The organism is Aliidiomarina maris (assembly GCF_003987335.1).
Taxonomy (GTDB): domain Bacteria; phylum Pseudomonadota; class Gammaproteobacteria; order Enterobacterales; family Alteromonadaceae; genus Aliidiomarina; species Aliidiomarina maris.
The window spans coordinates 77421-104035 of sequence record NZ_PIPK01000004.1; the positions used below are offsets into that span (position 1 = coordinate 77421).

Consider the following 26615-nt stretch of genomic DNA (forward strand, 5'->3'; position numbering starts at 1 on the left):
ATGATTCGTATTTTAAAATATGTCGTTGCATTGCTGATGCTCAGCGCCTTGTTGTTCGGAACAGCGCTAGGTGCATTGTATTGGTGGTTCCAGCAACCTAAAGTGACCATGCAAGAAGCAGACATGTTTGCACCTGTGCTGTTTGAAGTGCCCCGCGGTACCCATGCTCGTCGCTTAACTGAGATGCTGGCGGAGCAAGGTTATATCGATCATCCGACGCTTAACTTTTGGGCCGCGCGGTTGTTTTTAGATGCCCATCAGATCCGGGCCGGCGTGTATGCGATTCACCCCGCCGATAGTCCACGCAGTATTTGGGAACGTATTTCTGCAGGGCAACAGCACCAGTTTCAAATTACCTTCATTGAAGGGAGTGAGTTTCGCCAATGGCGCGAGCAGTTGAGTAACCAAACCTACCTGACCTCGGTACTTGACGATTTAAGTGATGCGGAGATTATGCAGCGAGTAGCTCCAGACAGTGACTGGGAACACCCCGAGGGGTTATTCTTTCCAGACACGTATCGGTTTACTGCTGGTACCACAGACCTACAGCTATTACGCCAAGCCTATCAGCGCATGCAGCGTACGTTAGATGAACTATGGCCACAAAGACACGATAATTTGCCAATTAGCTCTCCTTATCAGACCCTTATTTTGGCCTCTATTGTTGAAAAAGAGACCGGCGCAGCGCATGAGCGAGGTTTAGTGGCATCGGTATTTGTAAATCGCTTGCATACGGGGATGCGCCTGCAGTCAGATCCGACCATTATTTATGGTTTGGGTGATAACTACCGTGGCGTTATTTATCGGTCGGATATTAATCAATACACCCCATATAACACGTATCGAATTAATGGTTTACCGCCAACGCCAATTGCGATGCCTGGCTATGATGCCATCCGCGCCACACTGCAGCCGGATGAATCAGACTACTTTTACTTTGTCAGCAGTAACGACGGACAACATGTGTTTTCCCGTACATTAGAAGAGCATAATCGGGCAGTGTATAAATACCAGAGGAATCGATGAGCGGTCATTTTATTGTCATTGAGGGTCTGGAAGGCGCAGGCAAAAGTAGCGCGGTGGATGTTATTAGAGCCTGTATTGAAAAAGCAGGGCTGCCGCATACTCAAGTACGTGAGCCCGGAGGCACGCCGTTAGCTGAAGCGTTGCGAAATCTAATCAAGCAGTCTTGGCAGGAGCATGTCAGTGCTGAAGCCGAGTTACTGGTGATGTATGCCGCTCGGGTGCAACTAGTCCGCAATGTGATTCAGCCTGCACTGGCGCGCGGCGAGTGGGTGATTGGCGATCGTCATGATATGTCGTCACAAGCCTACCAGGGTGGCGGACGTCAATTAAGTCAGCAGATGTTAGCCCAACTGAAGCAAATGACGCTGGGTGACTTCGTACCTAACTTGACTATTTATCTGGATATTGACCCAGCTGTAGGCCTGCAACGAGCGCGTGGCCGCGGTGAGCTAGACCGGATCGAGTTGGAAAACTTAGATTTTTTTGAGCGCACGCGCGCGCGCTACCTTGAGCTCGCCGAGCAAAATCCCAATACCCATATCGTGAATGCCGAGCAGCCGCTAGCACAAGTGCAACAGGATATTCGCACGGTGATGCAGCGACACTTGAGTCTTGCAAGATGAAAATGCCATGGTTACGCCAGTGTTGGCAGCAGATCATGCAAAGCGCGCAGCAACAGCGTTTAGCCCATGGTATCGCCTTGCCGTGGCAGCCAGAACTGGGCAGCGACAAATTAATCACGCAATTGAGCCATTGGGCGCTATGTCAGCAGCGTGAGCATAGTATGCAGGCGTGCGGACACTGCAAAAGCTGTACGTTGCTCGCCTCTGGTCACCATCCTGATTTCATTCGGTTTGGTGAGCAAGCCAGTGATTCCATTGGTGTCGACGACGTGCGGCACTTGCAGCAAAAGCTGCAACAATCCTCTCACCAAGGCGGACGTAAAGTTGCGGTACTCGCGAATGCGCATATGCTGACGGTCGCGGCTTCGAATGCGTTACTAAAAACTTTGGAAGAGCCGCCTGGTGATGTCCTTATCATTATCGCGCCGGCTCGCTGGCAAAGCTTGCTGCCAACAATACGCAGTCGGCTGCAGTATTATCCGATATACGCGCCGGATATTGAGGGCCTTGCCCAATGGTTAAGCCAGTATGCCCATACGCCAGTTGCTGCTCAGGAATCGTTGCGCCCATGGTGTGCAAAGCCGCTGTTAGCGCTAAGCCACTTTTCCACAGCGCAGGATAATCAGGCAGCAGGTGCAGAGCACCTCAGCCAAGCGCATTTGCATACGCTGCTCAGTCATGCCAGCGTCGATAAAAGTTTAGCGACGCCCGAGCAAGGCTTGTTCCTGATTAGCCATATGGAGTCATTACTACGCGATATTGGCTGGTTAGCACAGGGGGGGGCCCTTGCAGGCTGCCGACTGCCTGAACTTTGTGATACATTAGCAATTCGTCAATGGCCGCCAAGCCATTTTAAACGCCGCGAACTAATGAATGCGCAGCGCGCCTGCCAACAGGCCCGGCGCATGTTACAAGGCCCGAAAGGGCTGAACGTTCAGTTAGCATTACAAGAGTTACTCATTCAAATGCGCACCGCCGTGCAACCAGCATAAGCGAGAATAGGAAGGTAGTATGTTTGTCGATTCTCACTGTCATTTAGACAAAATCAAGCAAGTCCAGCAACAAGGTTTAGATTCGGTGCTGCGGCATGCAAAAGCCGAGCGCGTTGAGCATATGCTGTGTGTTGGCGTCACGTTAGACGACTTCTATCCAATGGCTAAATTGGTTGAGGGCGCCGATAACGTGAGCATGTCATGCGGTTTGCACCCCCTCTATGTGGTCGAGAATCGCATCGATTTTGAAGAGCTTAAGCAGATTTGTAGCCGCCCAGATGTGGTCGCCGTGGGGGAGACGGGCTTGGATTACTTCTATGATAAAGACCATCACACGCGTCAACAGCAAAGCTTTGAATATCATATTGAGCTTGCTAATAGCTTGCAAAAGCCACTGATTATTCATACCCGGGATGCAAGAGAAGACACCATTGCAATGCTAAAAGCTGGACAAGCGCAGCAGTGTGGCGGGGTACTGCATTGTTTTACCGAGAATCAGTGGATGGCTGAGCAAGCCTTAGATCTTGGTTTTTATATTTCAATCTCAGGCATTGTTACTTTCAATAGCGCGGATGAATTACGCGAGGTTGTGCGCCAGGTTCCACTTGAGCGATTGCTCATCGAAACCGACTCACCCTGGCTAGCACCTGTGCCGCATCGTGGTAAGGAAAACCAGCCAGCCTATGTGAAAGACGTGGCAGCGTTTGTAGCAAAACTAAAAGGTGTCAGTATTGAAGAGGTTGCACAAGTAACGCGAGATAACTTTTATCGCTTATTTGCACTGGCGAAGCGGCCAAATATTACAGAATAAAAAAAGGCTCGAGGTCACTAGGACCCCGAGCTCAGGGGAATGGCTCAATGGGATTGAGCCGTGCGCTAACTGGCAAATTCATTACATATTTTCATTGTAGAACAAGCCATTTTAATTGCTAGTTTTTTCGTCAGTTGTTTACATAAAATTAGCAAAAGTAGTTTTTGAGGTCAGTTTGGGGACTTTTTTTCGTAGGTTATCCATACAGTTATACTTGGTTGTTAGCTTATGCTTTACCATCGCAACCTTGAGTCTGATTATGGTGTCTGTCAACATCCAGCAGCGTACGCTAATAGACGAGGCAGAGCAGAATCTAGACCGCGTAGCAAGCGCCTTCCAGACTAATCTTGATGTGATACTGAATACCCGCCAGCAAGGTTTAGTGAATTTAGCGGATAACCTGCAACGCTGGGGTGAGGACCACCCAGGCCTTGCGGATGAAGCTGGATTACGTCAATTGTTTGATCACGTTTGGGTAGTGAATCGCGCTGGTGTGGTTATCGATGAATGGCCTCGTATTGGTGCTGCTCAGGAACGTCTTAACTTGTCACAAAACTCTATGTTTCAGAGTTTGCTCGATGGAAATAACTTCATTTTAACTGCGCCGCAGCCCTCTTATTACAACAATGAAATGGTCGTACATGCCAGTGTGCCAGTGTTTGATAGCGACGGCTCATTCTTAGGCGCGGTCGTCGGCGTCTTTTCACTGCGCAATAATGAGGTGTTAAATCGAATAGTAACAACTCGTATTGGCGACAGTGGGCATGTCGCGATCGTCGACCACGAGGGGTATGTGGTTGGGCATCCGGATCGTTTGTTATTGGGCTCGCAATTAAGTGCGAGCCAGGCGCCGCTGGTTTTCAGCGCAATTCAGTCGGGCTGGCAGGGCGTCGAACAAACCGTTGGGATTAACGGTGAGGAGATTTTACAAGCCGTAAAACCAGTAGCGGCTGGTAAATGGATCGTGGTTGCGCAAGTAAGTTTGCGTGAAGCGATGCGTCCAGTTCGGTTTGTGCGTAATGTGCAGTGGGTCTTAGGCTTTGTCGCATTAGTGGTAACCCTCGGTTTATTGTCAGTCATTATCCACGCTTATTTAAGGCCGTTAACTCGTTTGCAGGACGAAGTCGCTGCGGTGCAACGCGGGCATCAAGAACATCTGACGGAACCTGGCATTCTAGAACTGCGCAATTTAGTGTACCGTTTTAATAATCTATTGGCGCAAAATGCGGCTTCACAGCAAAGCCTGCAACGTCGCCAAGCCTACTTAGACCAAATCCTGGCAACCTCGTCCGCTGGTTTGTTCATGGCCAATCGCAAAGGCCAGATTGAATATGTGAATCAGCGTATGGTGGATATGACAGGCTACGATACCAAAGACTTAATTAAAAACGGCTTTGTCAAACAGCTCAATGAACAACATCGCGCGCATTTCACCAGCAAAGTTAAACAGGCCATTGACGATGTAGCCACGGCTTCGGTTGAGGTTCAGTTGCGCCATAACGATGGCAAGTTGGTATGGTTACGTATAGAGACATCGCCGGTATTATTAAATAAACAATGTGTGGGGCACGTGGGTACGGTGACTGATATCACCAGCGAGCGGGAAAAGATTGATGCGTTACGTCACGCCGCTTTGCAAGACACCTTAACAGGCTTGCTTAATCGCCGGGGTTTAGAAAAAGCCATGCATGAATCGTTTCAGCACAGTGTCGAGAACCAACAACCCTTGGTATTAGTGATGATTGACCTGGATAACTTTAAACAGGTCAATGACACCCATGGTCACGCCTTTGGCGACCGAGTACTGAGTGATGTGGCACAGGTGATGCGAAGCTTCACCCGAGAAAGTGACGTGATTGGGCGTTTAGGCGGTGACGAATTTGTGGTGATGTTACCCGGCTGTACCTTAGAGCGTGCGCAGCAAGTGGCGGATGGCTTGATCCGCGCAGTGGCGAAATTAGGTGAACGGAATCAAGAAGCACAAAATGTAAAGTTAAGTGTAGGTATCTGTCAGCGTTTAGCAAGCGACGATAATTATGCAGAACTTTTAACCCGTGCCGACCATGCCGCCTATGAGGCGAAGAGGGCAGGAGGCAGTCGTTGGGTGCTCGCTTAATTCAGCCCCAACGCCAGCCTACTAACCAACGATGTTTAATGATCTTTGCGCAGGCGCTCAATACGGCTGCGTTTGTTGATAGACAGCTCACCTCGCAACGAGCGTTCTAATGCATTTTGCAAATCACGCCCTGTGTCGCCACGGCTGAGTAAGTAATGCAGTTTGGTTAAAGCCGCTTCGACCGTCATATCCTGGCCGCTGACGACGCCAATGTCGGCTAGCGCGTTGCCAGTTGCATACCCGTGCATGTTGACCGTGCCTTTATAACATTGGGTACAATTGACTACCGTGACGCCGGCCTCAATCGCGCGCTGCAAGCTGCCGAGAAGGGCACTATTTTGCGGAGCATTGCCTACACCATAGCTTTGTAATATCAGCGCTTTTACCGGTTGCTGCACAAGGCTGTCAATAATCGCGCTGCTCATACCGGGGTAGAGCGTGACCACGCCAATGTCTTGCGGAATGACCGCTTGAACGTGCAGACTTTGGTTGACGTTGAGGCCAATTTCACCGTTCAGCAATTCAATTTCAATGCCTGCCTTTAACAGCGCTGGATGGTTGGGAGAGCTAAATGCATCAAACCCATCGGCGTCCGATTTGGTCGCGCGATTCCCACGGAACAAACGGTTGTTAAAGAATAGGGTCACTTCATGTATCGGGTAGTAGGCCGCAATATACAACGCATTGAGTAAGTTGATCTGGCCGTCTGAACGCAGCGCCGCTAAAGGTATTTGCGAGCCAGTGATAATGACGGGTTTATCTAAGTCTTCAAACATAAATGACAACGCCGACGCGGTGTACGCCATGGTATCTGTACCATGCAGAATCACGAAGGCGTCGTAAGCTTTATAGTTACGTTGAATGTCGTCCGCTATGCGCTGCCAGTCTGCTGGCGACATATCAGATGAATCCATTAATGGCTGATACTCGTTGATCACGAACTCAGGCATTTCAGGGCGGGTAAATTCGGGTAGTTTATGCACCGTTTCGGTTAAAAAACCCGGCGCAGGGACATAACCCTGCGCCGATTTTTTCATGCCTATGGTGCCGCCTGTATAAGCTACATACACGCGTTTACGGCTATTTTGTGTCAATCTTAATCAACCTTACATTGCAAGCAACGGGTGTAAACCCCATCTTGAGCGTTAAATTCATTTAGAATTTTCACATCTTGCCATACTTGCATCAAAGCTTTTTCGGCCAAACCATAGGCTGTGTCATTCTCACGCTGCGGTAACCAAGCCACGGTGGTGCCAAAAATATCCGCCATGAAGGTTTCAAAAGGTGACATCTTGCGCTCTGGCCATGCCACTCTAAACGAATCGGCTTCAAGTTGCGCCAGCTCGGCAGCGCGTGCAATGGCAAGGTCGGTTTCGCCAAGGGCATCTACCAAGCCTAAGCTCAATGCGGCTTGACCTGTCCACACACGGCCTTGCGCTACTTCGTGCACGTCAGCCACGCTCATGTTACGTGCCTCAGCCACAATCGTTAAAAAGTCAGTGTAAACCTGCTCAACTGAAGCTTGAATCATATGCTCAGCTGCTGGGTCCAGACGCTTACCTAAATTCAAGTACGGTAATTCGGTGGTTGAAATGCCATCGGTATTGATACCGATGTAATCCAAGCTATCTTCAAACGTCATTAATAAACCGAAGACCCCAATTGAGCCTGTAATCGTAGTGGGTGCAGCGATGATTTCATCCGCACCTGCAGCAATCCAGTAACCGCCTGAGGCAGCAGTTGAGCTCATTGACGCAATTACAGGTTTACCAGCTTTGCGTAACTCTAATACTTCCTGACGAATCAGTTCCGATGCGAAAGCACTTCCGCCTGGGCTATCAATGCGCAGTACCACTGCTTTGACGTCATCGTCATTGCGTGCTTCGCGTAACTGCGCTGCCATGGTATCACCACCAATTTCTCCGGCCTGGCGGCTACCATCCATAATCACACCACGACCAACAATCACTTGCACTTTAGGGCGGTTGTCCAGCATCGCTTCTGCCGGGCTGGTTTGTGATTGAATGACACGACGGTAGTCGTCGTAGGTAATATGGCGATAGCTGTGGTTATCTGTATCAAGACCCGCTAAGTCAATTAATGCTTCACGCATTTGCTGGCGTGAACGCAATTCATCGACCAAGTTGGCTTCAATCGCTAAGCGTGCTTGGTTATTGCTTGCGCGTTCCATTAACGCCATAAAATCATCTAACTGACCAGAAGTGATTTGAGGGTCAAGGTCACGGTTCAACGCGATGCCGTTAAGGAACATCGTCCATTGCTCGTTCAACCAAGCTTCGTTCGCTTCGCGCGCTTCTGCAGACATATCGTCGCGCATGAATGGTTCAACCGCCGATTTATACTGACCAACTTGGAAAATGTGCGGGGTAATTTTCAAGTTTTCCAGCAACTGACGATAGTACATTTGATAGTAATGCAAACCATCAAGTGCGACTGCGCCCATTGGGTTCAGGTAGATAGTGTCTGCGTGGCTGGCTAAGAAGTACTGATTCTGAGTGTAGTAATCGCCGACTGCGATCACCGGGCGATCAGTTGCCTTGAATGCATTGAGCTGCTCACCAACCAAGGTCATTTTATTCAGTCCACCACCTAAGAAGTAACGTAAATCGAGCACGATGCCACCGATACGTTCATCGTTGGTCGCTTCCTCGATAGTCGCTAATAAGTGATACAAATTAATTTCAGGGATAATGCTGCCGCCACTGAATGACTCTTGAATAATTTGCTCAAACGGGTCGACATAGGTTTCTTCTTCCACCAGGAAGCCAGATAAGTTAAGCACGAGTAAGCCGTCTTGCGGCACCTCAGGGATATCTTCGCCACTGCTCATGGCCGCGATGATAATAATCAGTAACGAGAAAAAAATCACATTTAACAATATGATACGGATGGAATTAAGCACCCGCCATATTTTGGCAAAAAGCTGACGTAAGAACTTCATAAATTGATACCCATAGAGCTGCAAGCACAGTTAAGATTATAAAAAGCTATAGTAGCTAAAAAGCAGCGAACAAACACCTATCACTTTGTAACAAAAGTCTACAGATATGCTATGGTGCCCGCCGAATCTATGACCTTTCAGAGGTATGCAACTGACTATGGATGCTATCGAATTACTTACGACACGTTCGTCAATGCCGCGCTTAATTGCACCCGCCCCGGATGCGCATAGTCTAGCGCTAATCCAGCAAGCCGCACTACGGGTGCCTGATCACATGGCATTGATGCCAGTGCGCTGCGATATCGTGCAAGGCGATAGTTTAATTGCCTTGGGGCAGTTGTTTGAAAAAGCGGCCCGCACCGAAGCGGGTTTTAATTCCCAAGATGTTGACCGAGCGGCACAGTTGCCACTGCGCGCCCCCATGCTGATTGTTGTCAGCACTGCGTATCAAGATCACGATAAAGTCCCCAAAACTGAACAGTTTGCGACCGCTGCATGTGCCACCATGGCGATGCAACAGGCGTGTTTTGCGCAGGGCCTTGGGGCCATTTGGCGTAGTGGCCCTTATACGCACTCAGCCACAGTTAAAGCAGGATTGGGCATTGCTGATCACGACGATATTGTTGGTTTCTTATATGTTGGTACGCCAGCAGTGCCGACGCCAATTAAGCCGGCAAAAGAAAATACAATTTTCCGAATGGCAAAAATAGATATAAATTCATAATTTCTGCATAATAATTCTTTACATCGGTTTTTGCCTTGGTTACCATGCGCCTATCAGTTGGTAGACGTAGTGGTGAGCCAAGATGAAAGCCGAAAAAACAGTTTGGATTTTAGGAGCGAGTGGCTATAGCGGCGCTGAGCTTTGTCGTTTAGTAAGCCGTCACCCGCACATGCAATTAGCCCGCGCTTTTGCCTTTAGCGCTCAAAATGCTATGCCTTTGCCCGAATTGTTTCCTCACCTCTCTATGCAGGTTGATATTCAGTTGCAGCAGTGGCAGGACGAAGTCCTTGATGAAGCTGCCGGAGTGGATATTGTATTCTTGGCACTGCCACATGAAGCAAGTTTGGAGCTAGCGCCGAAATTCTTAGCTGCTGGCTGCTGTGTGGTCGACTTATCCGCCGCTTTCCGCCTGCGCGATTTGAATAATTATCCAACTTTTTATGGGTTTACTCACACCCATCCAGAGTGGCTGCAACAACGCAGTTATGCACTACCTCACGCGCTACCAGTTCCAAAGCATGATAAAAAAGAACAGGCCATTGCTGCGATTCAGGCACACCAATTGCTGAGCATGCCGGGTTGTTACCCGACGGCAGCCAGCTTGGCGTTAGCGCCGTTGCTATTAAATAAGCTTTTAGATACCACGCAAACCCCAGTTATTTCTGCTGTGAGTGGGGTGTCTGGGGCAGGGCGCAAAGCCAGTTTAGCGACAAGTTTTTGTGAAGTAAGCTTACGTCCGTATGGTGTGCTTGAGCACCGTCACCAATGTGAAATAGCCCAGAATTTGGGGCTCGAAGTCATGTTTATTCCGCAACTAGGTAACTTTAAGCGCGGTATTGTGGCGACCTGTGCAGCGCGTGTGCAAGCAGGCGTGAGTCCAGCCCAGGTGCAAGCAGCGTTCGAAAGCGCTTATCAAAACAACCCCAGTATTCGTTTGCGCAATCAGCCGCCGCAAGCGGATGATGTGGCTCATACGCCGTTTTGTGATCTGTTTATTAAAGTACAAGGCCAGCACGTGGTGGTGATAAGTGCCATTGATAACCTACTGAAAGGCGCGGCATCTCAAGCTATTGAGGCGTGTAATGTTAAATTCGGTTGGCCACAAATGGAGGCGCTACTATGACAGTATCGGCCTCGGCATCCTCACATCGCCCCTTGGTGGTAAAAGTTGGCGGACGCGGTTTAGACCATCCTGAACAGTTAACGCCACTATTGCAGAAACTAGTCAATGCGAAGTCGGAGCGTGGATGTGTTCTGGTCCACGGGGGGGGCGCATTAATTGATACTTGGTTACAACAATTTGGCCATCAAGTGGTTAAGCAAGACGGCTTGCGTGTCACTCAGCAGGCAGAAATGCCGATTATCGCAGGTGCATTAGCGGGTGCATTGAATACCCAGTTAGTTGCGCAACTTAACCAATTACACCCAAATCAAGCGCATGCCGTGGGGGTGTCGTTGGCTGATGACGCATGGTGTCATTTAACTCAAGACACGCTACGTGGGCAGGTTGGCATACCGCTTGTCGAGCAAAGCGCAGCTCAATATTTAGTGCATCTACTTGCAGGCGGCTATTTGCCAGTAGTGAACTCCGTGGGTGTTTTCGCTAACGGTAGATTAGCAAACGTCAACGCAGATTTAGCAGCCGCTGCAGTCGCCGCAGTGCTTGACGCTGACTTGTTGCTGCTGACGGATGTCGACGCAATTTTAGATGCCTCCGGCACTGTGCTGGATACAATAAACCAGGGTCAGGCACAGGTCTTAATAGCCTCTGGCGTTGTTGTGGGCGGCATGAAAGTCAAACTTGAAGCTGCGCTCGCCGCTTCAACCTTGTCGCGACGAACCACCGCGGTTGCTGCTTGGTATAGCCAAGCTGAGCTAGCCGCACATTTCACCGGCCATGCGCTGGCCACTCGAATTCTTGGCGTTCAAAGCGACGCGTAAGGTTCTGCAAGATAAGGGCGTAACACGCCCACCACAACTGATTGTAATGATAACCGCCTTCACCGAGCTGCTGTAAGCCATGCTGCGAGGGCGTTGTGAGGAAGCATCATGAAAGCAACATCAACAACTCAACCTGTGAACACGCCGAATGCGGCGATCACGCAGTGTGTATCCTTGTTTGACTTAAGCGCTGTGCAAATTAAGCAAACTTTAGCGCTGGCCCATGAAATGAAAGCGAACCCTGCGAATTACCGTCAATGCCTGGCAGGTAAGTCGGTGGCGCTGCTGTTTGAAAAGCCGAGCTTGCGCACTCGGGTAAGCTTCGATGTGGGTATTCAGCAATTAGGTGGCCACGCAGTTTACTTAGATAGCAAGCAAGTGGGTCCAGGTTCGCGTGAAACGGTTACAGATATTGCTAATAACTTAGCCTGCTGGACCCAGGCTATCGTAGCACGTGTGTATCAACACACTACTTTGCAACAATTGGCCCAAGGTCGGGTGCCTGTGGTCAATGCGCTATGTGACGAGCATCACCCATGTCAAACCTTGGCCGATTTGATGACGCTGCAGGAACTGTATGGCGATGACTTGAGCCAGGTGCAATTAGGGTACGTCGGTGATGGCAATAACGTGTGTCAGTCGCTGATGCTGGGCGCTGCCGCGTTGGGGCTCAAGATGCGGGTTGTGACGCCACAAGGTTTTGCACCCACCTCTGAATTTGCTAACCAGTTGGCACAGCACTATCCAGATCACAATGTGCAAGTCAGCCATGCGCTCGCGGACTTAGATGGCTGTGATGTGCTGTACACCGACACTTGGATATCCATGGGCCAGGAGGGGCAAGGCGCGGATGAGAAAAAGGCGCAATTTCAACCCTACGCATTGACCCATGTATTAATGCAGCAAACGGGCGCCGAGCATGTGATGCATTGTTTACCTGCACACCGCGATGAAGAAATTGAAAGTAGTTTGTTAGACAACCAGTTAGACGTGGTATTGCGCCAAGCCGAAAACCGTATGCACGCGCAAAAAGCCTTATTAGCATTAATTCTACAAGGAGACATGGTATGAGCCAGAGTCAACATAGCAAGATTGAAAAAGTCGTTTTAGCCTACTCTGGTGGCCTGGATACCTCTGCCATCGTGCCTTGGTTGAAAGAAACCTATGCCTGTGAAGTCATCGCCTTTGTGGCTGATGTCGGCCAGGGTGCCCAAGAACTTGAAGGCATTGAGCAAAAAGCCAAGCAATCAGGCGCATCGGCTTGTTATATCGTCGATTTAAAAGAAAAGATGTTAGCTGATGTCGTGGTGCCAGCGATGCAAGCCGGTGCGCACTATGAAGGTGACTACCTGTTGGGTACCGCATTAGCGCGGCCAATTATTGCCCAAGCACAGGTTGAATTGGCCCTTGAGATTGGCGCGGATGCAGTATCCCATGGTTGTACGGGCAAAGGTAACGATCAGGTGCGCTTTGAAGGTGCCTATGCTGCATTAGCGCCGCAATTGAAAGTCATTGCACCGTGGCGTGAGTGGCCGTACAAATCGCGCGAGGACTTATTAAACTTCCTTGCTGAGCGCAATATTCCTTGTGCCGCGAGCAAAGACAAGATGTATAGCCGCGATGCCAACCTTTGGCATATTTCCCACGAAGGGGGGGAATTAGAAGACCCATGGCAAGCACCTACAGACAAAGTTTGGACGTTAAGCCAAAGCCCACAGCAAGCACCAGATACCGCTGAGCAAGTCAGCTTGAAGTTTGTCCAAGGTAGCTTGAGCGCGGTTAATGGCCGTCACGGTACGTTGACTTCAATGCTGGAAGAGCTTAACCAACTCGGTGGGCGCCACGGTGTTGGGCGGATTGATATTGTCGAAAACCGTTTAGTTGGCATGAAATCCCGTGGTTGCTATGAAACGCCGGGCGGAACCCTTTGGTACGTTGGCCTGCAAGGGCTCGAGCAATTGACCATGGATCGCCCGAGTATCCAGCTACGGCGCTACCTGTCTCAGCAGTTAGCCCACCTGTTGTACGACGGGCAATGGTTCACTCCAGTGCGCACGGCGTTATGTGCAGCAGCGCAAGATTTAGCTAAAGTTCTGACTGGCGAAGTGGTACTGACCTTATACAAAGGCCAAGCTGTGGTCAGCCAACGTCGGTCTCCACAAAGCCTTTACTCAGAAGCGTTCGCGACATTCGAAGACGACGATGTCTACAACCAGAAAGACGCGGCTGGGTTTATTCGCTTACATAGCTTAGCGAGCCGGATTCGCGCTTTGCATGATCAGCAGCGTAACCCGAGCAAGGAGGGAATATGAGTATGTGGGGAGGGCGCTTCGCGGCGCCCACAGCAGACATATTCAAGCGCTTCAACGACTCGCTGCCATTCGATTATGTGTTAGCGCCGTTTGAGGTTGAAGCATCCAAAGCATGGGCCAAGGCACTGCAAGGCGCTGGTATTGTGAGCGCTGAGGAATGTGAAGCACTGATAGGTGGCTTGGAACAACTAGCCGACGAGTTGGCGCAAACACCTGATTTACCCGTGCGTGATCGGGCGGAAGACATCCACAGCTGGATAGAAGCTAAGTTGCAAGATACCCTTGGTGCGGTGGGTAAAAAGCTTCACACGGGGCGTAGCCGCAACGATTTGGTCGCGACGGACTTAAAATTGTGGCTCAAAGCACGCTTAGGTCATATTCAAGAGTCGCTACTCGGTTGTATTCAAGGCCTGTTGAAGTTCGCGCAGCTGCATCAACAAGCAGTAATTCCAGGCTACACCCATTTGCAGCGTGCTCAGCCGGTGTTAGTGGCGCATTGGGCGTTGGCTTATGTAGAAATGCTGGAACGCGATCACATGCGTTTACAAGCCTGTTTGAAGCATATGAACCAATCACCACTGGGGTGTGGGGCATTGGCAGGAACGGGGTTAAATATTGACCGTGAAGCCTTGGCGCAGCAACTAGGTTTTGATAGCGCGAGTGAAAATAGCCTGGATGCGGTATCCGATCGTGATTTCGTTGTTGAGGCGCTGGCGCTTGCCAGCTTGTCGATGGTGCATTTATCACGCTTGTGTGAAGACGTGGTGTTCTATTGCTCCGGCGAAGCTGGCTTCTTTAAACTTGGCGATGCGATTAGCAGTGGCTCTTCTTTGATGCCGCAAAAGAAAAACCCGGATGTATTCGAGCTGGTGCGTGGCAAGACCGGACGTGTTGCCGGTCACCTGCAAGCGATGTTGATGACGCTAAAAGGCTTGCCCCTGGCGTACAATAAAGACTTACAGGAAGATAAAGAATGCTTGTTTGACGCGATGACCCAATGGCACGACGCGTTAAGTATTATTACTTACAGTCTTGGGCATATTGAAGTTGACCAGCAAGCGGGCCGTGATGCCGCTGAACTTGGTTACAGCAACGCGACGGACTTGGCAGATTATCTGGTTCGCCTTGGCGTGCCATTTCGTGATGCCCACGAACAAAGTGGTCAATTGGTGTTGCAGGCCATTGATAAAGGCTGTGCCCTAGGACAGCTTGAATTAGCTGAGATGCAGCGGATTAACCCAGATATTCAAGACGACGTATATGCGGTATTAGAGCTTGAAGCAGGTTTGCAGGCACGTGGCGCCCTTGGCGGCACCTCGCGTGCCCAGGTTGATGCTGCTTTGAAACGTGCAATGTTGCAATTTAATGCGCAAAAAGCCGAACTCAAGCAGGTACGTCAAGCACGTTTATCCGACGTAGATGCGATTCATGAATTGATCACCTATTGGACCGGTAAAGGCGAGCATTTACCGCGCCCGAAAGCTGATATCATGCAGGCGATTCATACATTTGCAGTGGTTGAGCAGGATCAGAAGGTCGTCGGTTGTAGCGCACTCTATGTCTATGGCACAGGCCTCGCTGAAATCCGCTCATTGGGCTTAAAGCCCGGGCTCGAAGGGCAGGGGCTGGGTGCAGCGCTGGTGCATTTTTTGATGGGGCAAGCCCGCGAGCTGCACATTAAACGTGTGATAGTACTGACTCGTGCGGCTGAGTTTTTCCGTCGCCTTGGGTTTAAAGACGCAGACAAATCACGCTGGCCTGAAAAAGTGATGAAAGACTGTGAATTATGTCCACGGCGGCATAACTGTGATGAATTTGGTTTGGAGTTTTGGATTACGCCACAGGAAGTGGTGCCAAAAGTCCGCTAAATATTGGTGAGAAGTTCGAGAGAGAGAAACCGGCTGTGAGTATATTCACAGCCGGTATTTTTATAAATAGCCGCGTTAAAAGTCAGCATTTTTAGGTGAACGTGGGTATGGAATAACGTCGCGAATATTGGTCATGCCGGTGACATACGCGACCAGGCGTTCAAAGCCCAAGCCGAACCCAGCATGCGGCACACTACCGTAACGACGTAAATCGCGATACCAGCTATATTCCTCTGCAGGTAAATCCATCTCGCGTAAGCGCTTATCAAGTAGATCCAGACGTTCTTCACGGGCGCTGCCACCAATGATTTCACCAATGCCTGGGGCTAACACGTCCATTGCTGCGACGGTTTTGCCATCATCGTTTTGACGCATATAAAACGCTTTAATGTCACGTGGGTAATTCTTCAAGATCACCGGTGCACCGACGTGTTCTTCAGCCAAATAGCGTTCATGCTCCGATTGCAAGTCAACCCCCCAAGCCACTGGGTAGTCAAACTGTTTGCCGCAGTTCTGCAGCACTTCAATGGCATCGGTGTAATCCATATGCACGAAATCATTGTCGATCACGTGTTGCAAACGGCTAATGGCTTGCTTGTCGATGCGCTCAGCAAAAAACGCCATGTCATCGGCACGTTCGTCGAGTACCGCTTTGAAAACAAATTTGAGCATGTCTTCCGCCAACTTGGCGACATCATTCAAATCGGCAAAAGCGACTTCAGGCTCGATCATCCAAAACTCAGCTAAGTGGCGGCTGGTGTTAGAATTCTCGGCACGGAATGTAGGACCAAAGGTATAAACCTTGGATAGCGATGATGCAAATGCTTCAACATTAAGTTGACCGGACACCGTCAAGAACGCCTCTTTACCAAAAAAGTCTTGGCTATAGTCGACTTGGCCTTTGTCATCTTTCGGTAGGTTTTGCATGTCCAGTGTGGATACACGGAATAGCTCGCCGGCACCTTCGGCATCACTCGTGGTAATGATTGGCGTGCTAATCCAATAGTAACCATGCTGGTGGAAGAAGCGGTGCACGGCTTGGGCTAGACAATGGCGTACGCGAGTCACCGCACCTGCAACGTTGGTGCGCGGACGTAAGTGTGCGAATTCACGTAGGTATTCCATGCTATGACGCTTAGGTGCCATCGGGTAGGTGTCAGGATCTTCAACCCAGCCGTACACGTGTACAGAACTGGCTTGGAGCTCAAAGTCCTGGCCTTGGCCCGCTGAAGCAGCAACAGTACCGGTAACTGCCACTGAACAGCCTGTCGTCAGTTTCTGCACTTCACTGCTGTAATTATCTAAGTCGCTCGGTACCACGGCTTGGATGGCATCAAAACATGATCCGTCATGTACGTTTACAAATGAAATGCCCGCTTTGGAATCGCGACGAGTCCGCACCCAGCCGCGCACAGTAACGGTTTCGCCCGCACTGTATTGGCCAGCAAGAACATCCTTAACAGCAGCGTATTGCATTAAAAGGTTACTCCAATGGTAAAGATTACTAGTTTTAAGTCTTTGGGCTGCTATGTTACCGCGCTTTACGCTAGACTCAAGTGGATAAAGCAGTAAAAGCGAGCAAAATTAACAAAAACTAGTATCTGAAGGTGTAATTACTTCAAGGAATCGTAGGCATGGCTACTACAAGAACACCGCAGCGAGGGCAACCTAAGAGCTCGCGATCGAGTCGACGCACCCGTGCTAAAAATGCTGTCGCGCCAAGTACCGTCATGCGCCTCATCATTCTTAACAAGACGCTCGGGGTATTAAGCTTAATCGGCTGGGTATTTTTTATTATTGCGTTGTACATGTTCCACTACGCTACCCCAGACCCCGATAATTTCTACGACACTATTTTAGATACACGCCCCAACGCATCATGGGACGCAACCTATGCGGATATGTTTATATTCTTCATGAGCGTCGGCATATTGGTGAGCTTAGTCGCGCTGGCGCTGAACATTTATCTGTATCGTGCTAAACGCACTCATATTTGGGTCAATTTAATGTTATTGCTGGCGACCGGTGCTGGTATTTTAGGTTACTTTATTCGTGCCTATAGCAGCTAGCCAATTACCGCCGCTGCCTAAACTTCGGAACTAGCTAATTCGAACATCGCGGCGGTAAGCTGACTGAGTTGCTGAGCGCTGATGATGTAAGGTGGCATTACATACAGAAGCTTGCCAAATGGCCGGATCCAAACGCCGCGTTCGACTAACAACTTCTGCGCGTTTGCAACGTTCAATGCTTGTTTCATTTCAACCACGCCAATCGCACCGAATACCCGTACGTCTGCCACACTAGATAAGTCCCTGCACGGGGCTAGTTCAACTTCAAGCTGGGCTGAGATGCTCGCGACTTGGGCTTGCCATGCACCCGTTGCGACAATATCTAAACTGGCACACGCCACCGCGCATGCAAGCGGATTCCCCATGAACGTGGGGCCATGCATTAATGCACCTCCGCCAAGGCCTTGGCCAATGGTGTTGGCAATTTGGCGCGTGGCCAGAGTCGCTGCCAAGGTCATATAACCACCACTCAATGCTTTACCGACACACATAATGTCGGGCTTGATACCTGCATGTTCGCAGGCAAACAAAGCACCGGTACGGCCAAAACCTGTGGCAATTTCATCGCAGATTAAAAGCACATCAAAGCGGTCACATAGCGCGCGGACTTCAGTAAGGTATTGCGGATGATAAAACCGCATACCACCTGCGCCCTGAACAATGGGTTCCAAAATAACGGCCGCCAAACTCTGATGCTTACTCTCAATTAGCGTTCGAAAATCAGCGATATCACTTGGGTCCCAAGGGTCGTTGGGGGTCAATTGTGGTGGTTCGGCAAACCAATGTTTAGGCAGTACGCCTTGGAACAAGCCGTGCATGCCGTTAACTGGGTCGCATACCGACATAGCGGCAAAGGTATCACCATGGTAGCCGCCACGGATGGTCAGCAATTGGTTCTTATGTGCTTGGTCGCGACTTACCTGATACTGCAGCGCCATTTTTATCGCTACTTCCACACTGACTGAACCGGAATCAGCCAGGAATACCGCATCAAGGTTGTCTGGGGTCATCGCGACTAAGCGCCGACCTAATTCAATAGCGCTTTTATGGGTAATGCCACCGAACATGACGTGGCTCATACGCTGGCTTTGGGTTAGTAAAGCTTGGTTGAGTGTAGGGTGGTTGTAGCCATGAATGGCCGCCCACCATGACGACATGCCATCAATCAGCTGACGCCCGTCGGTTAACTCAAGGGTCACACCTTCGGCGCGCTCGACCGCATAGCATGGCAACGGGTTAAGCAGCGAGGTGTAGGGGTGCCATAAGTGTTGCTGGTCGAAGTCTAAATCAGCGGGTGTGCAAAATTCATCCATAAGTTAACTTATTTGGTTGTAAATAGTTGACAGTGTACCCTCGGTGCTTAAGCTATGTCGATACATACACGCACAACAACAAGTGATCTTTATGACTGATAACGCACCGCGCTGGACTCGCAGCCAAGTTGAAGGCTTGTTTGCCAAGCCATTTATGGACCTTATTTTTGACGCACAACAAGTGCATCGTGCGCACTTTAAGCCGAATCAAGTGCAGGTGAGCACATTGTTGTCGATTAAGACGGGGGCATGCCCGGAAGATTGCAAATATTGTCCACAAAGTGCGCGTTATGACACGGGTTTGGAAAAAGAGCGTTTGATGGAAGTCGAGAAGGTACTTGAGGCCGCCAAACGAGCCAAAGACATAGGTTCGACGCGGTTTTGTATGGGGGCTGCGTGGCGTAACCCTAAAGACCGTGACATGCCTTATATTATCAAAATGATTGAAGGGGTGCGTGAACTAGGCATGGAAACTTGCATGACCTTGGGTATGTTAACGCGCGAACAAGCGATGGTTTTAAAACAAGCGGGCTTAGATTACTACAACCATAATCTGGATACTTCAGAGTCGTATTACGAGCAGATTATCACCACTCGTACCTATGCTGACCGCATCAACACCCTCGACAATGTGCGTGGTGCTGGAATGAAAGTGTGTTCAGGTGGCATCGTTGGTATGGGCGAAGAAGCCCAAGACCGTGTTGGATTATTGCTCGCGTTGGCAAACCTTGAACAGCCCCCTGAAAGTGTGCCGATCAATATGTTGGTCAAAGTGCCCGGCACACCAATGGCTGACGTTGAAGATCTCGACCCGTTTGATTTCATTCGTTGTATCGCGGTAGCCCGTATTCTAATGCCTAACTCTCATGTGCGTTTGTCGGCTGGCCGCGAGGCGATGAACGAGCAGATGCAGGCACTTTGTTTTATGGCGGGTGCGAATTCAATTTTTTATGGGGAAAAGTTACTCACCACAGGAAACCCTGACGCTGAACGTGACCAATTGTTGTTTGCGCGCTTGGGTATCGAACCAGAAGCCGTTGCTGGTTATGACGATGAGGTTCACACCGCGGTGGCGATGGAAGCCGTCGCAGCAAGCCAGCAAAGTGCTGAGCCAGAGCTGTTTTACCCAGCTAAGCACACAACCAACACGAGCGTAAAACGCGCATCGTAATGCGGTAAGAGAGACCTTTAGTGAGCACTAAGCCAAATTGGCAAGCAACACTGTCTGCGCTTCATGAACAACGCAAAGCTCAAGGGCTTTGGCGTCAGCCGTTAGCATTGCAAGCACACGAGCTTAACTTCTGTAGCAACGATTACTTAGGGTTAAGTCAGCACCCCAAGGTCGTGTCGGCGTACCAAACTGGGTTGGCGGCATATGGTTGTGGTAGCGGTGGCAGCCCGCTGATTAGTGGGTTTCACACGCCGCACCAGCGCCTTAGTGAGCGCTTGGCTGATTGGTTAGGGCGAGACGCAGTGTTACTTACCACTAGTGGCTATGCGGCCAACTATGCGGTGGCAGCGGGGTTATCGTCATTATCACCCCATTATTGGTTTGATAAGCGCAACCATGCGTCGATGTATGACGCAGTTAAGCATGATAGTGGCGCCAACCAGCGCTTGGCGCGCTTTCGCCACAACGATACTGCACACTTAACCCAGCAGCTCGCGCGTCAGCAGCAAACCCTTGCAGCACCGCTGGCGTCAGCTACGGTGATTGCATCGGAGGGAGTGTTCAGCATGGACGGTGACGTTGCACCAATGCGTGATTTAGTGGCACTGAAACAAACCCAAGCCAACGCCTTGCTGTGGGTCGATGATGCCCACGGTTTAGGTGTGATGGGCGATGATGGTGCAGGGGTGTGTGGTCAATTCAATGCGCAGCAGGTTGAAGTCGTCACTGCGACCTTCGGTAAGGCGTTTGGTTTGCATGGCGCCATGGTTGTGGGTAGCCATGAACTGATCGCATCATGCTGGCAGCATGCCAGACATTTTATTTACAGCACCGGCTTTGGGCCTGCACAAGCCTGCGCGATCGAGCAGGCCATGCAAGTGATTCGTGATGAGCCTGAATGGCGCAGACAATTAAAGCTAAATATTGATTACTTCAAACAAGGCCTGTTACAGCTCGGTTGGCGCTCAAGTAGTGAAAATGCAGGTTTGAATCATGCGATTCAGCCGATTCAGATTGGCGACATTGCTACAACACAGCGTATTAGCATGCAGTTAGCCAATGCTCAGATCCGCTGTGTGCCGATTCGCCCACCCACAGTACCGGCCACTCAAACGGGTTTGCGCGTGACCTTATCCGCGCGACATAGTCGCGGTGATCTAGATAGGTTTCTTGACACCTTAGGCACACCTCAGCAATGGGAACTTTAGGCAGTGAATGACCAGTTAAAGCTATCGGTCGCGCGCAGTTTTGACCGTGCCAGCCAAACCTATAGTGAGCATGGGCATTTACAGCGCCAGGTCAGCAACATGCTATTGCAACGCATGGCTCGGGTGTATGAGGCGCAGCCGAAAGCTTCGTGCTTACTCGATTTAGGCTGCGGCCCTGGGGTTAACTTAGATGTTTTGTCGACTTACTGTGCACAGTATATCGGTTTAGACTTAAGCGCTGAGATGTTGCGTCAAAGCCAACGCTTGCAGGATGCTAAGCTGATGGCAATCGAAACCGGTGATACGCGCGCTAGCTGTCGTTGGGTGCAGGCGGATATGGATGCATTACCAATAGCGCCGGCAAGTCTCGATATTATATTTTCAAATTTAGCCGTGCAGTGGAGTAGCCAGCCAAAACCATTACTACAGCGTTTGGTCGATTGTCTGCGCCCCGGCGGTCATGCGTTCATTAGCACATTAATCAGCGGCGGTATGCAACCGCTGGCTGACTTACGTGCCAGTATCGATGGCAAACAGCAAGTTAACTCACAATTGGACTTGCAGCAATGGCAACAGATGTTACCCAATAGTGCAACGGTTGACGTGCAATGGGTGCCATCTCGAGTGACGGTTTATAGCCCCACGCTACGCCAATTACTAGGCGATATTCGAGGTGTAGGCGCCAATGTCCAAACCCACCAAGCACGTGCGCTGACACCCCGCCTATATAGGCAACTCATGCAGCATTACGAAGATTTTCGTGAACCATCTGGACTGCCATTACACTATGAAGTGCTATGTATTTATATTAACAAAGCAGTCAGCTGTTAACCTTGGTGATGATAAAAAATCATGATGAAATGTGTATTTGTAACCGGTACTGATACTGACTGTGGTAAAACCCATGTAGTAGTGTCGATTATTAAAAGCCTGCAGGAAGAGTGTCTACTAACATGCGGGTTTAAGCCCATTGCAAGTGGTGCACGTGCGGCGTCTAAAGCCGATGTACAGTCACTACATGCAGTGGCGCTCGGTGATATGGTGAATGAAGATGCGGTGCGTCTTTCCAATGCAAGTCAATTAAACATTCCTTACGCGACGCTAAACCCATACTGTTTAGAGCCCGCGATTGCGCCCCATGTTGCAGCTTTGGAAGCTGGTATCGAAGTGTCGCATACTGAGTTTGATGCTGCCTTTGAGCGACTGCGTCACACACACGCTTTGAAAACGCCAATCCATAACGGTAAACAAAGCGCTCAACCTGATGTGGTGGTAGTTGAGGGTGCGGGTGGCTGGTGTGTTCCCCTGAATCCTCGTGAAACCATTGCCGATTGGGCGGTAGCACATAACATGCCGGTGATCATTGTGGTTGGTCTTAAGCTAGGTTGTATCAACCATGCATTGTTGACCGCGCAAGCTGTGTTGGCATCGGGCGCGCCGCTGGTTGGTTGGGTAGCGAACCAAGTCTCAGCGCAGCCAATGAGCCGCCAAGCGGAGACATTAGCCTATCTTGAGGCCCATATGCCGGTAGAGCGCTTAGTGACCCTTGGCTATAGCCCTGACGATACCTCCGCTTGGCCTGCTCCAGCCCGTCAGCGTTTAATTAAAGCCATTGGCTGCAATCGCGCTGAGGCGTCAGCTTAAGTTTGCGCTCGCGGGTAAATACATAACCGGGTTTGTGACCGAGCAACTGCATGCGCTTGCCTTCAATCTTGAGCGCGGTCCCTTCTTGAATGGCTAACACAGGTGTGTGCGGGTCAAACTGATTGAACTCAGCGAGGCGCTGATCGCGTGTCTCGCCATGGAATCCTGCAGGCACAAAATCTGTGTAATGCGGGTTGAGCTGAAATGGTACCAACTTAAGCGCACTAAACGAGGGCGGCTGGACGATTGGCATATCGTTGGTGGTGCGAATGCTAAGCCCCGCGATATTAGAGCCTGCACTCCAGCCCGCATAAGGCGTTCCTTGCTGTACTTTGCGGCGAATTAAATCGAGCAGCCCGAGCTGATACAAGGTATTCAGCAGCACGAAAGTATTGCCGCCACCCACTGCAATCGCTTTGGCGTCGCGAATGGCTTGTTTGGGGCATGCAAAACTTTCGATACCACGCACTTTAATCGATGTATCTGCGAGCGCGTGTTGGACTTTGGCGGTGTAATCTTGGTGAGAAATGGTTACCCCTGCGTAGGGTATGAACAAGAGCTCAGCGCCATCGATATGATCCTCAAGCCAAGCTTTGGCATGGGTTAGATAACCTGTGTCATCAGCTTTAGAGGCGCTGATCAAGAGTAAGCGGGAAGATCCTGAAGACATGTGTGAACACCTTTGAAGGAAACAAAGGCGTAAGGGTAACTGAACCTTATAGTTCCATACAATATCGTAGTTAGTGATTGATCGGCTTGGCTATCGCCCCCATATTACTGCTTAGTAGCAAGTTAAACCGCCATTTGGCGATATGAAGGAACTAAACCAATATGAAACGAGTTGCATTATTAATCGGTACGAATTTAGCGGTCATTGTGGTACTAAGCATTGTCATGAACGTGCTGATGGCGATGTTTGGCCTTGATTTTGGTAGCTATCAAGGGCTGCTGGTATTTGCCGCTATCTTTGGTTTTGGTGGTGCGTTTATTTCTTTAATGATGTCGAAATGGATGGCAAAACGGTCGACTGGTGCACAGGTCATCGAGCGACCGCGCAATGAGACTGAGCGTTGGTTGGTTGAAACCGTCGCTCGTCAGGCAAAGCAAGCGGGGATCAAGATGCCAGAGGTGGCGATTTACCAATCCCCAGAGCCCAATGCATTTGCCACTGGGCCGAGTAAAAACGACTCGTTGGTGGCAGTATCCACAGGCCTGATGCACGCAATGAATAAAGATGAAGTTGAAGCGGTGCTGGCTCACGAGGTGAGTCACGTTGCGAATGGCGACATGGTAACGCTCACTTTAATTCAAGGTGTGGTGAATACCTTCGTTATTTTCCTTGCCCGCGTTGTTGCTGGCTTTATTAATAATGCGATGCGCGGCAATCAGCAGGGCGGCGGCAACACTATCGGTGGTGGCTTTGCCTATTATGGCATTGTAATTGTGCTGGAGATTGTATTTGGCATTTTGGCTTCGATTATCGTGATGTACTTTTCGCGGCAACGTGAATACCGTGCGGATGCAGGGGCGGCTAAATTGGTCGGCCCGCACAAGATGATTAGCGCGTTACAACGCCTGAATGCCGGTCGAGATTCGCAGTTAGATTCCACCATGGCGGCTTTTGGTATCAAAGGCAAACGGGCGAAAAGCGAATTGTTTTTAAGCCATCCACCGATTGAAAAACGCATTGCTGCGCTGCAGGAGGGACGGTTTTGATTTTCGAAACGGCGAAGATGAGTGCGCAGCAAATTTACCATGCGACGACGCAAACCTTATTACCCAGACCTATCGCTTGGGTGCTGACAAAGCACTCAAGCGGTCATTTTAATCTTGCGCCGTTCTCCTATTTCACTGCGGTATCCAGTGATCCTCCCTTACTGGTTTTTTCGGTCGGTGATAAAGCACCGGGCGAAGGGAAGGACACCAAAGTTAACATTACATCACATCCGTATTTTACCATTCATATTCCATCGTTAGGTGACGCTGCAGCGGTCACAGAGACTGCCGCACCCCTGGCGGCAGAAGAATCTGAGTTGGTTCACGCGGGCCTTGAAACCGTGCCGTTCGAAGGTTTCGACATGCCACGCTTGGCCAACTGCAGCGTGGCGTATGGTTGCCGCTTGCACGATATACAAGGGATAAAAGGGGCACCCCAAAGCCTGGTTTTCGCGCATATTGAGCAAATTTATATCAGCCCGGAGGTCGCGCAATTCAATACGGTGCGCAAACCCAATGGTGATACCAGTGAGCGTTTAATGGTGGATGCCCGCAAGCTAAACCCGTTAGCGCGTTTAGGCGGAGCACAGTACGCTGGGATTGACGCCCCGTTTGAAATTGCACGACCTAAATAAATTATCGCAATCGATGTTTTAAGGATTGCTTTTAACAACACTTCTTAATACATTGAAATTTATATAACAACGGTATTTTTAATAACTAAAGGTAGGTGTAGTAAGATGACCTCATGGAAAGCAAATAGCTGGCGCAGTAAACCGATTCAACAGCAACCAACTTATGCCGATAGCGCGCAAGTTAAGTATGTTGAGGACCAGCTTCGTAGCTATCCACCTTTAGTGTTTGCAGAGGAAGCACGGCGTTTGCAGCATCATTTGGCCGATGTATGTCATGGCCATGGATTTTTACTCCAGGGTGGTGATTGCGCCGAATCGTTTAACGATTTCAATGCACCAAAAATCCGCGATACCTTTAAAGTCATGCTGCAAATGGCAGTCGTACTAACCTTCGCGGGTTCTTGCCCTGTGACCAAAGTGGCGCGCATGGCAGGGCAGTATGCTAAACCGCGCTCGAGCGATCTTGAAACTATCGACGGGGTAAGCTTACCGAGCTACCGTGGTGATATCATTAATGGCATCGATTTCACGGAACAGGCCCGCATACCGCAGCCAGAGCGGATGTTAACGGCTTACCACCAAAGCGCGGCAACTTTGAATTTGTTGCGCGCATTTGCCCAGGGCGGTTTAGCTGATTTACACAAAGTGAATAAGTGGAACATGAGCTTTGTGGCGGCTAACCCATTGAAAGACAAGTATCAGCGTGTAGCCGAGCAAATTGAAGAATCGCTTCGCTTCATGGAAGTCTTGGGTATTAATGCCCAGAGCCATCCAACCATTCATGAAACAGAGTTGTTTACCTCCCATGAGGCGTTACTTTTGCCTTATGAAGAGGCGCTGACTCGAGTGGATACATTGACTGGGCTGCCATATGATTGCTCAGCGCACATGTTATGGATAGGCGAGCGCACCCGTCAGCTCGACCATGCGCACGTTGAGTTTTTCCGAGGTATTCATAACCCGGTTGGGGTAAAAATCGGCCCGTCAATGCACGAGGATGAGCTCATGCGTTTGCTGGATGCACTGAACCCTGCTAACACCGCTGGGCGCCTGACATTGATTACCCGCATGGGTTCTGATGCGTTAGCTGAAAAGTTACCAACATTAATCCGTCGCGTGCAACGTGAGGGGCGCCAAGTCGTTTGGTCGAGCGATCCAATGCACGGCAATACAGTGAAAGCTGACAACGGCTTTAAAACACGTAATTTCAATGCCATTATTCGCGAGTTAAAACAGTTCTTTGCGGTACATCAAAGCGAAAATAGTTACGCAGGTGGTATACATTTAGAGATGACGGGGCAGGACGTGACCGAGTGCACTGGCGGCGCGTATCAAATTAGCGAGTCAGATTTGGCAAAACGCTACCAGACCCAATGTGATCCGCGCTTGAACGCTGATCAAGTGCTAGAATTAGCGTTTCTAATCGCCGAAACCCTACGCGAAGCGCGTAACGGCCGTGGTTAATTCCTACGGCAACTAATTTA

General features: G+C 50.1%; 24 protein-coding genes. 19 read left to right on the plus strand and 5 right to left on the minus strand.

Annotation, left to right across the window (positions count from 1 at the left end; all coding sequences use genetic code 11):
- From mltG to CWE07_RS05930, 5 genes are all read left to right on the plus strand, one after another.
- A complete protein-coding gene (mltG, locus tag CWE07_RS05910; RefSeq protein WP_111568967.1) occupies positions 1-1026 on the plus strand; it encodes an endolytic transglycosylase MltG in 1026 nt (341 codons plus the stop codon).
- Positions 1023-1649: a dTMP kinase gene (gene tmk, locus CWE07_RS05915; protein WP_111568968.1), complete on the plus strand. Its 627-nt coding sequence runs from the start codon at positions 1023-1025 to the stop codon at positions 1647-1649. The genes mltG and tmk overlap by 4 nt, the downstream gene beginning before the upstream one ends.
- Positions 1646-2641 carry a hypothetical protein gene (locus CWE07_RS05920; protein WP_111568969.1) on the plus strand — a complete coding sequence of 332 codons (996 nt, stop codon included), beginning with the start codon at positions 1646-1648 and terminating at the stop codon, positions 2639-2641. The genes tmk and CWE07_RS05920 overlap by 4 nt, the downstream gene beginning before the upstream one ends.
- A 19-nt stretch (positions 2642-2660) precedes the next feature.
- Positions 2661-3452, plus strand: coding sequence for a TatD family hydrolase (locus tag CWE07_RS05925; RefSeq protein ID WP_111568970.1), 792 nt, complete (start codon positions 2661-2663; stop codon positions 3450-3452).
- A gap of 259 nt (positions 3453-3711) precedes the next feature.
- The gene (locus tag CWE07_RS05930; protein ID WP_126818981.1) at positions 3712-5568 is read left to right on the plus strand and encodes a sensor domain-containing diguanylate cyclase; all 1857 of its coding nucleotides are present in this window, start codon (positions 3712-3714) and stop codon (positions 5566-5568) included.
- Between the two features lie 35 nt (positions 5569-5603).
- On the opposite strand, the gene ansA is transcribed toward CWE07_RS05930, so the two are convergent.
- On the minus strand, positions 5604-6662 hold the full coding sequence (gene ansA / locus CWE07_RS05935) for an asparaginase (RefSeq protein ID WP_275541008.1): 1059 nt from the start codon (positions 6660-6662) through the stop codon (positions 5604-5606).
- Between the two features lie 2 nt (positions 6663-6664).
- Entirely contained in the window at positions 6665-8530 is a 1866-nt protein-coding gene (sppA, locus tag CWE07_RS05940; protein WP_111568972.1) for a signal peptide peptidase SppA, read from the minus strand.
- Between the two features lie 157 nt (positions 8531-8687).
- Here sppA and CWE07_RS05945 point away from each other — a divergent pair, with 157 nt between their 5' ends.
- The 6 genes from CWE07_RS05945 to argH all read left to right on the plus strand — a co-directional run bounded on the left by CWE07_RS05945 (position 8688) and on the right by argH (position 15375).
- Entirely contained in the window at positions 8688-9254 is a 567-nt protein-coding gene (locus CWE07_RS05945) for a nitroreductase family protein (protein ID WP_111568973.1), read from the plus strand.
- Between the two features lie 82 nt (positions 9255-9336).
- Positions 9337-10377 (plus strand): N-acetyl-gamma-glutamyl-phosphate reductase, encoded by a 1041-nt coding sequence (gene argC, locus CWE07_RS05950; RefSeq protein WP_111568974.1) that lies wholly within the window; start codon positions 9337-9339, stop codon positions 10375-10377.
- Positions 10374-11195, plus strand: coding sequence for an acetylglutamate kinase (gene argB / locus CWE07_RS05955; protein ID WP_111568975.1), 822 nt, complete (start codon positions 10374-10376; stop codon positions 11193-11195). Before argC ends, argB begins: the two co-directional genes overlap by 4 nt.
- Positions 11196-11303: 108 nt before the next feature.
- Positions 11304-12266, plus strand: coding sequence for an ornithine carbamoyltransferase (gene argF, locus CWE07_RS05960; protein WP_111568976.1), 963 nt, complete (start codon positions 11304-11306; stop codon positions 12264-12266).
- Complete coding sequence (locus tag CWE07_RS05965) at positions 12263-13507, plus strand: argininosuccinate synthase (RefSeq protein WP_111568977.1); 1245 nt, start codon at positions 12263-12265, stop codon at positions 13505-13507. The genes argF and CWE07_RS05965 overlap by 4 nt, the downstream gene beginning before the upstream one ends.
- On the plus strand, positions 13504-15375 hold the full coding sequence (gene argH / locus CWE07_RS05970) for an argininosuccinate lyase (RefSeq protein ID WP_111568978.1): 1872 nt from the start codon (positions 13504-13506) through the stop codon (positions 15373-15375). The genes CWE07_RS05965 and argH overlap by 4 nt, the downstream gene beginning before the upstream one ends.
- Positions 15376-15450: 75 nt before the next feature.
- On the opposite strand, the gene asnS is transcribed toward argH, so the two are convergent.
- Complete coding sequence (gene asnS / locus CWE07_RS05975; protein WP_111568979.1) at positions 15451-16851, minus strand: asparagine--tRNA ligase; 1401 nt, start codon at positions 16849-16851, stop codon at positions 15451-15453.
- A 158-nt stretch (positions 16852-17009) separates the two neighbouring features.
- Here asnS and CWE07_RS05980 point away from each other — a divergent pair, with 158 nt between their 5' ends.
- A complete protein-coding gene (locus CWE07_RS05980) occupies positions 17010-17444 on the plus strand; it encodes a hypothetical protein (RefSeq protein ID WP_126818982.1) in 435 nt (144 codons plus the stop codon).
- 17 nt (positions 17445-17461) lie between these two features.
- On the opposite strand, the gene bioA is transcribed toward CWE07_RS05980, so the two are convergent.
- Positions 17462-18757, minus strand: coding sequence for an adenosylmethionine--8-amino-7-oxononanoate transaminase (bioA, locus tag CWE07_RS05985; protein WP_111568981.1), 1296 nt, complete (start codon positions 18755-18757; stop codon positions 17462-17464).
- 91 nt (positions 18758-18848) lie between these two features.
- On the opposite strand from bioA, the gene bioB reads away from it, so the two are divergent.
- From bioB to bioD, 4 genes are read left to right on the plus strand one after another with little or no spacing between them, the layout of a single operon-like run.
- On the plus strand, positions 18849-19928 hold the full coding sequence (gene bioB / locus CWE07_RS05990) for a biotin synthase BioB (protein WP_111568982.1): 1080 nt from the start codon (positions 18849-18851) through the stop codon (positions 19926-19928).
- Between the two features lie 20 nt (positions 19929-19948).
- The gene (locus CWE07_RS05995) at positions 19949-21136 is read left to right on the plus strand and encodes an aminotransferase class I/II-fold pyridoxal phosphate-dependent enzyme (protein WP_111568983.1); all 1188 of its coding nucleotides are present in this window, start codon (positions 19949-19951) and stop codon (positions 21134-21136) included.
- Between the two features lie 3 nt (positions 21137-21139).
- Positions 21140-21967, plus strand: a complete 828-nt coding sequence (locus tag CWE07_RS06000; RefSeq protein WP_111568984.1) for a methyltransferase domain-containing protein — start codon at positions 21140-21142, stop codon at positions 21965-21967.
- 21 nt (positions 21968-21988) lie between these two features.
- On the plus strand, positions 21989-22780 hold the full coding sequence (gene bioD, locus CWE07_RS06005) for a dethiobiotin synthase (protein WP_111568985.1): 792 nt from the start codon (positions 21989-21991) through the stop codon (positions 22778-22780).
- Here bioD and pepE read toward each other — a convergent pair.
- A complete protein-coding gene (pepE, locus tag CWE07_RS06010; protein ID WP_111568986.1) occupies positions 22740-23450 on the minus strand; it encodes a dipeptidase PepE in 711 nt (236 codons plus the stop codon). The two genes, bioD and pepE, sit on opposite strands and share 41 nt — an antisense overlap.
- Positions 23451-23611: 161 nt before the next feature.
- On the opposite strand from pepE, the gene htpX reads away from it, so the two are divergent.
- From htpX to CWE07_RS06025, 3 genes are all read left to right on the plus strand, one after another.
- Positions 23612-24496, plus strand: coding sequence for a protease HtpX (htpX, locus tag CWE07_RS06015; RefSeq protein ID WP_111568987.1), 885 nt, complete (start codon positions 23612-23614; stop codon positions 24494-24496).
- Positions 24493-25131, plus strand: coding sequence for a flavin reductase family protein (locus CWE07_RS06020; protein WP_181452257.1), 639 nt, complete (start codon positions 24493-24495; stop codon positions 25129-25131). The genes htpX and CWE07_RS06020 overlap by 4 nt, the downstream gene beginning before the upstream one ends.
- Before the next feature lie 105 nt (positions 25132-25236).
- Positions 25237-26595 carry a class II 3-deoxy-7-phosphoheptulonate synthase gene (locus CWE07_RS06025; RefSeq protein WP_111568988.1) on the plus strand — a complete coding sequence of 453 codons (1359 nt, stop codon included), beginning with the start codon at positions 25237-25239 and terminating at the stop codon, positions 26593-26595.
- The last annotated feature ends 20 nt before the right edge of the window (positions 26596-26615 follow it).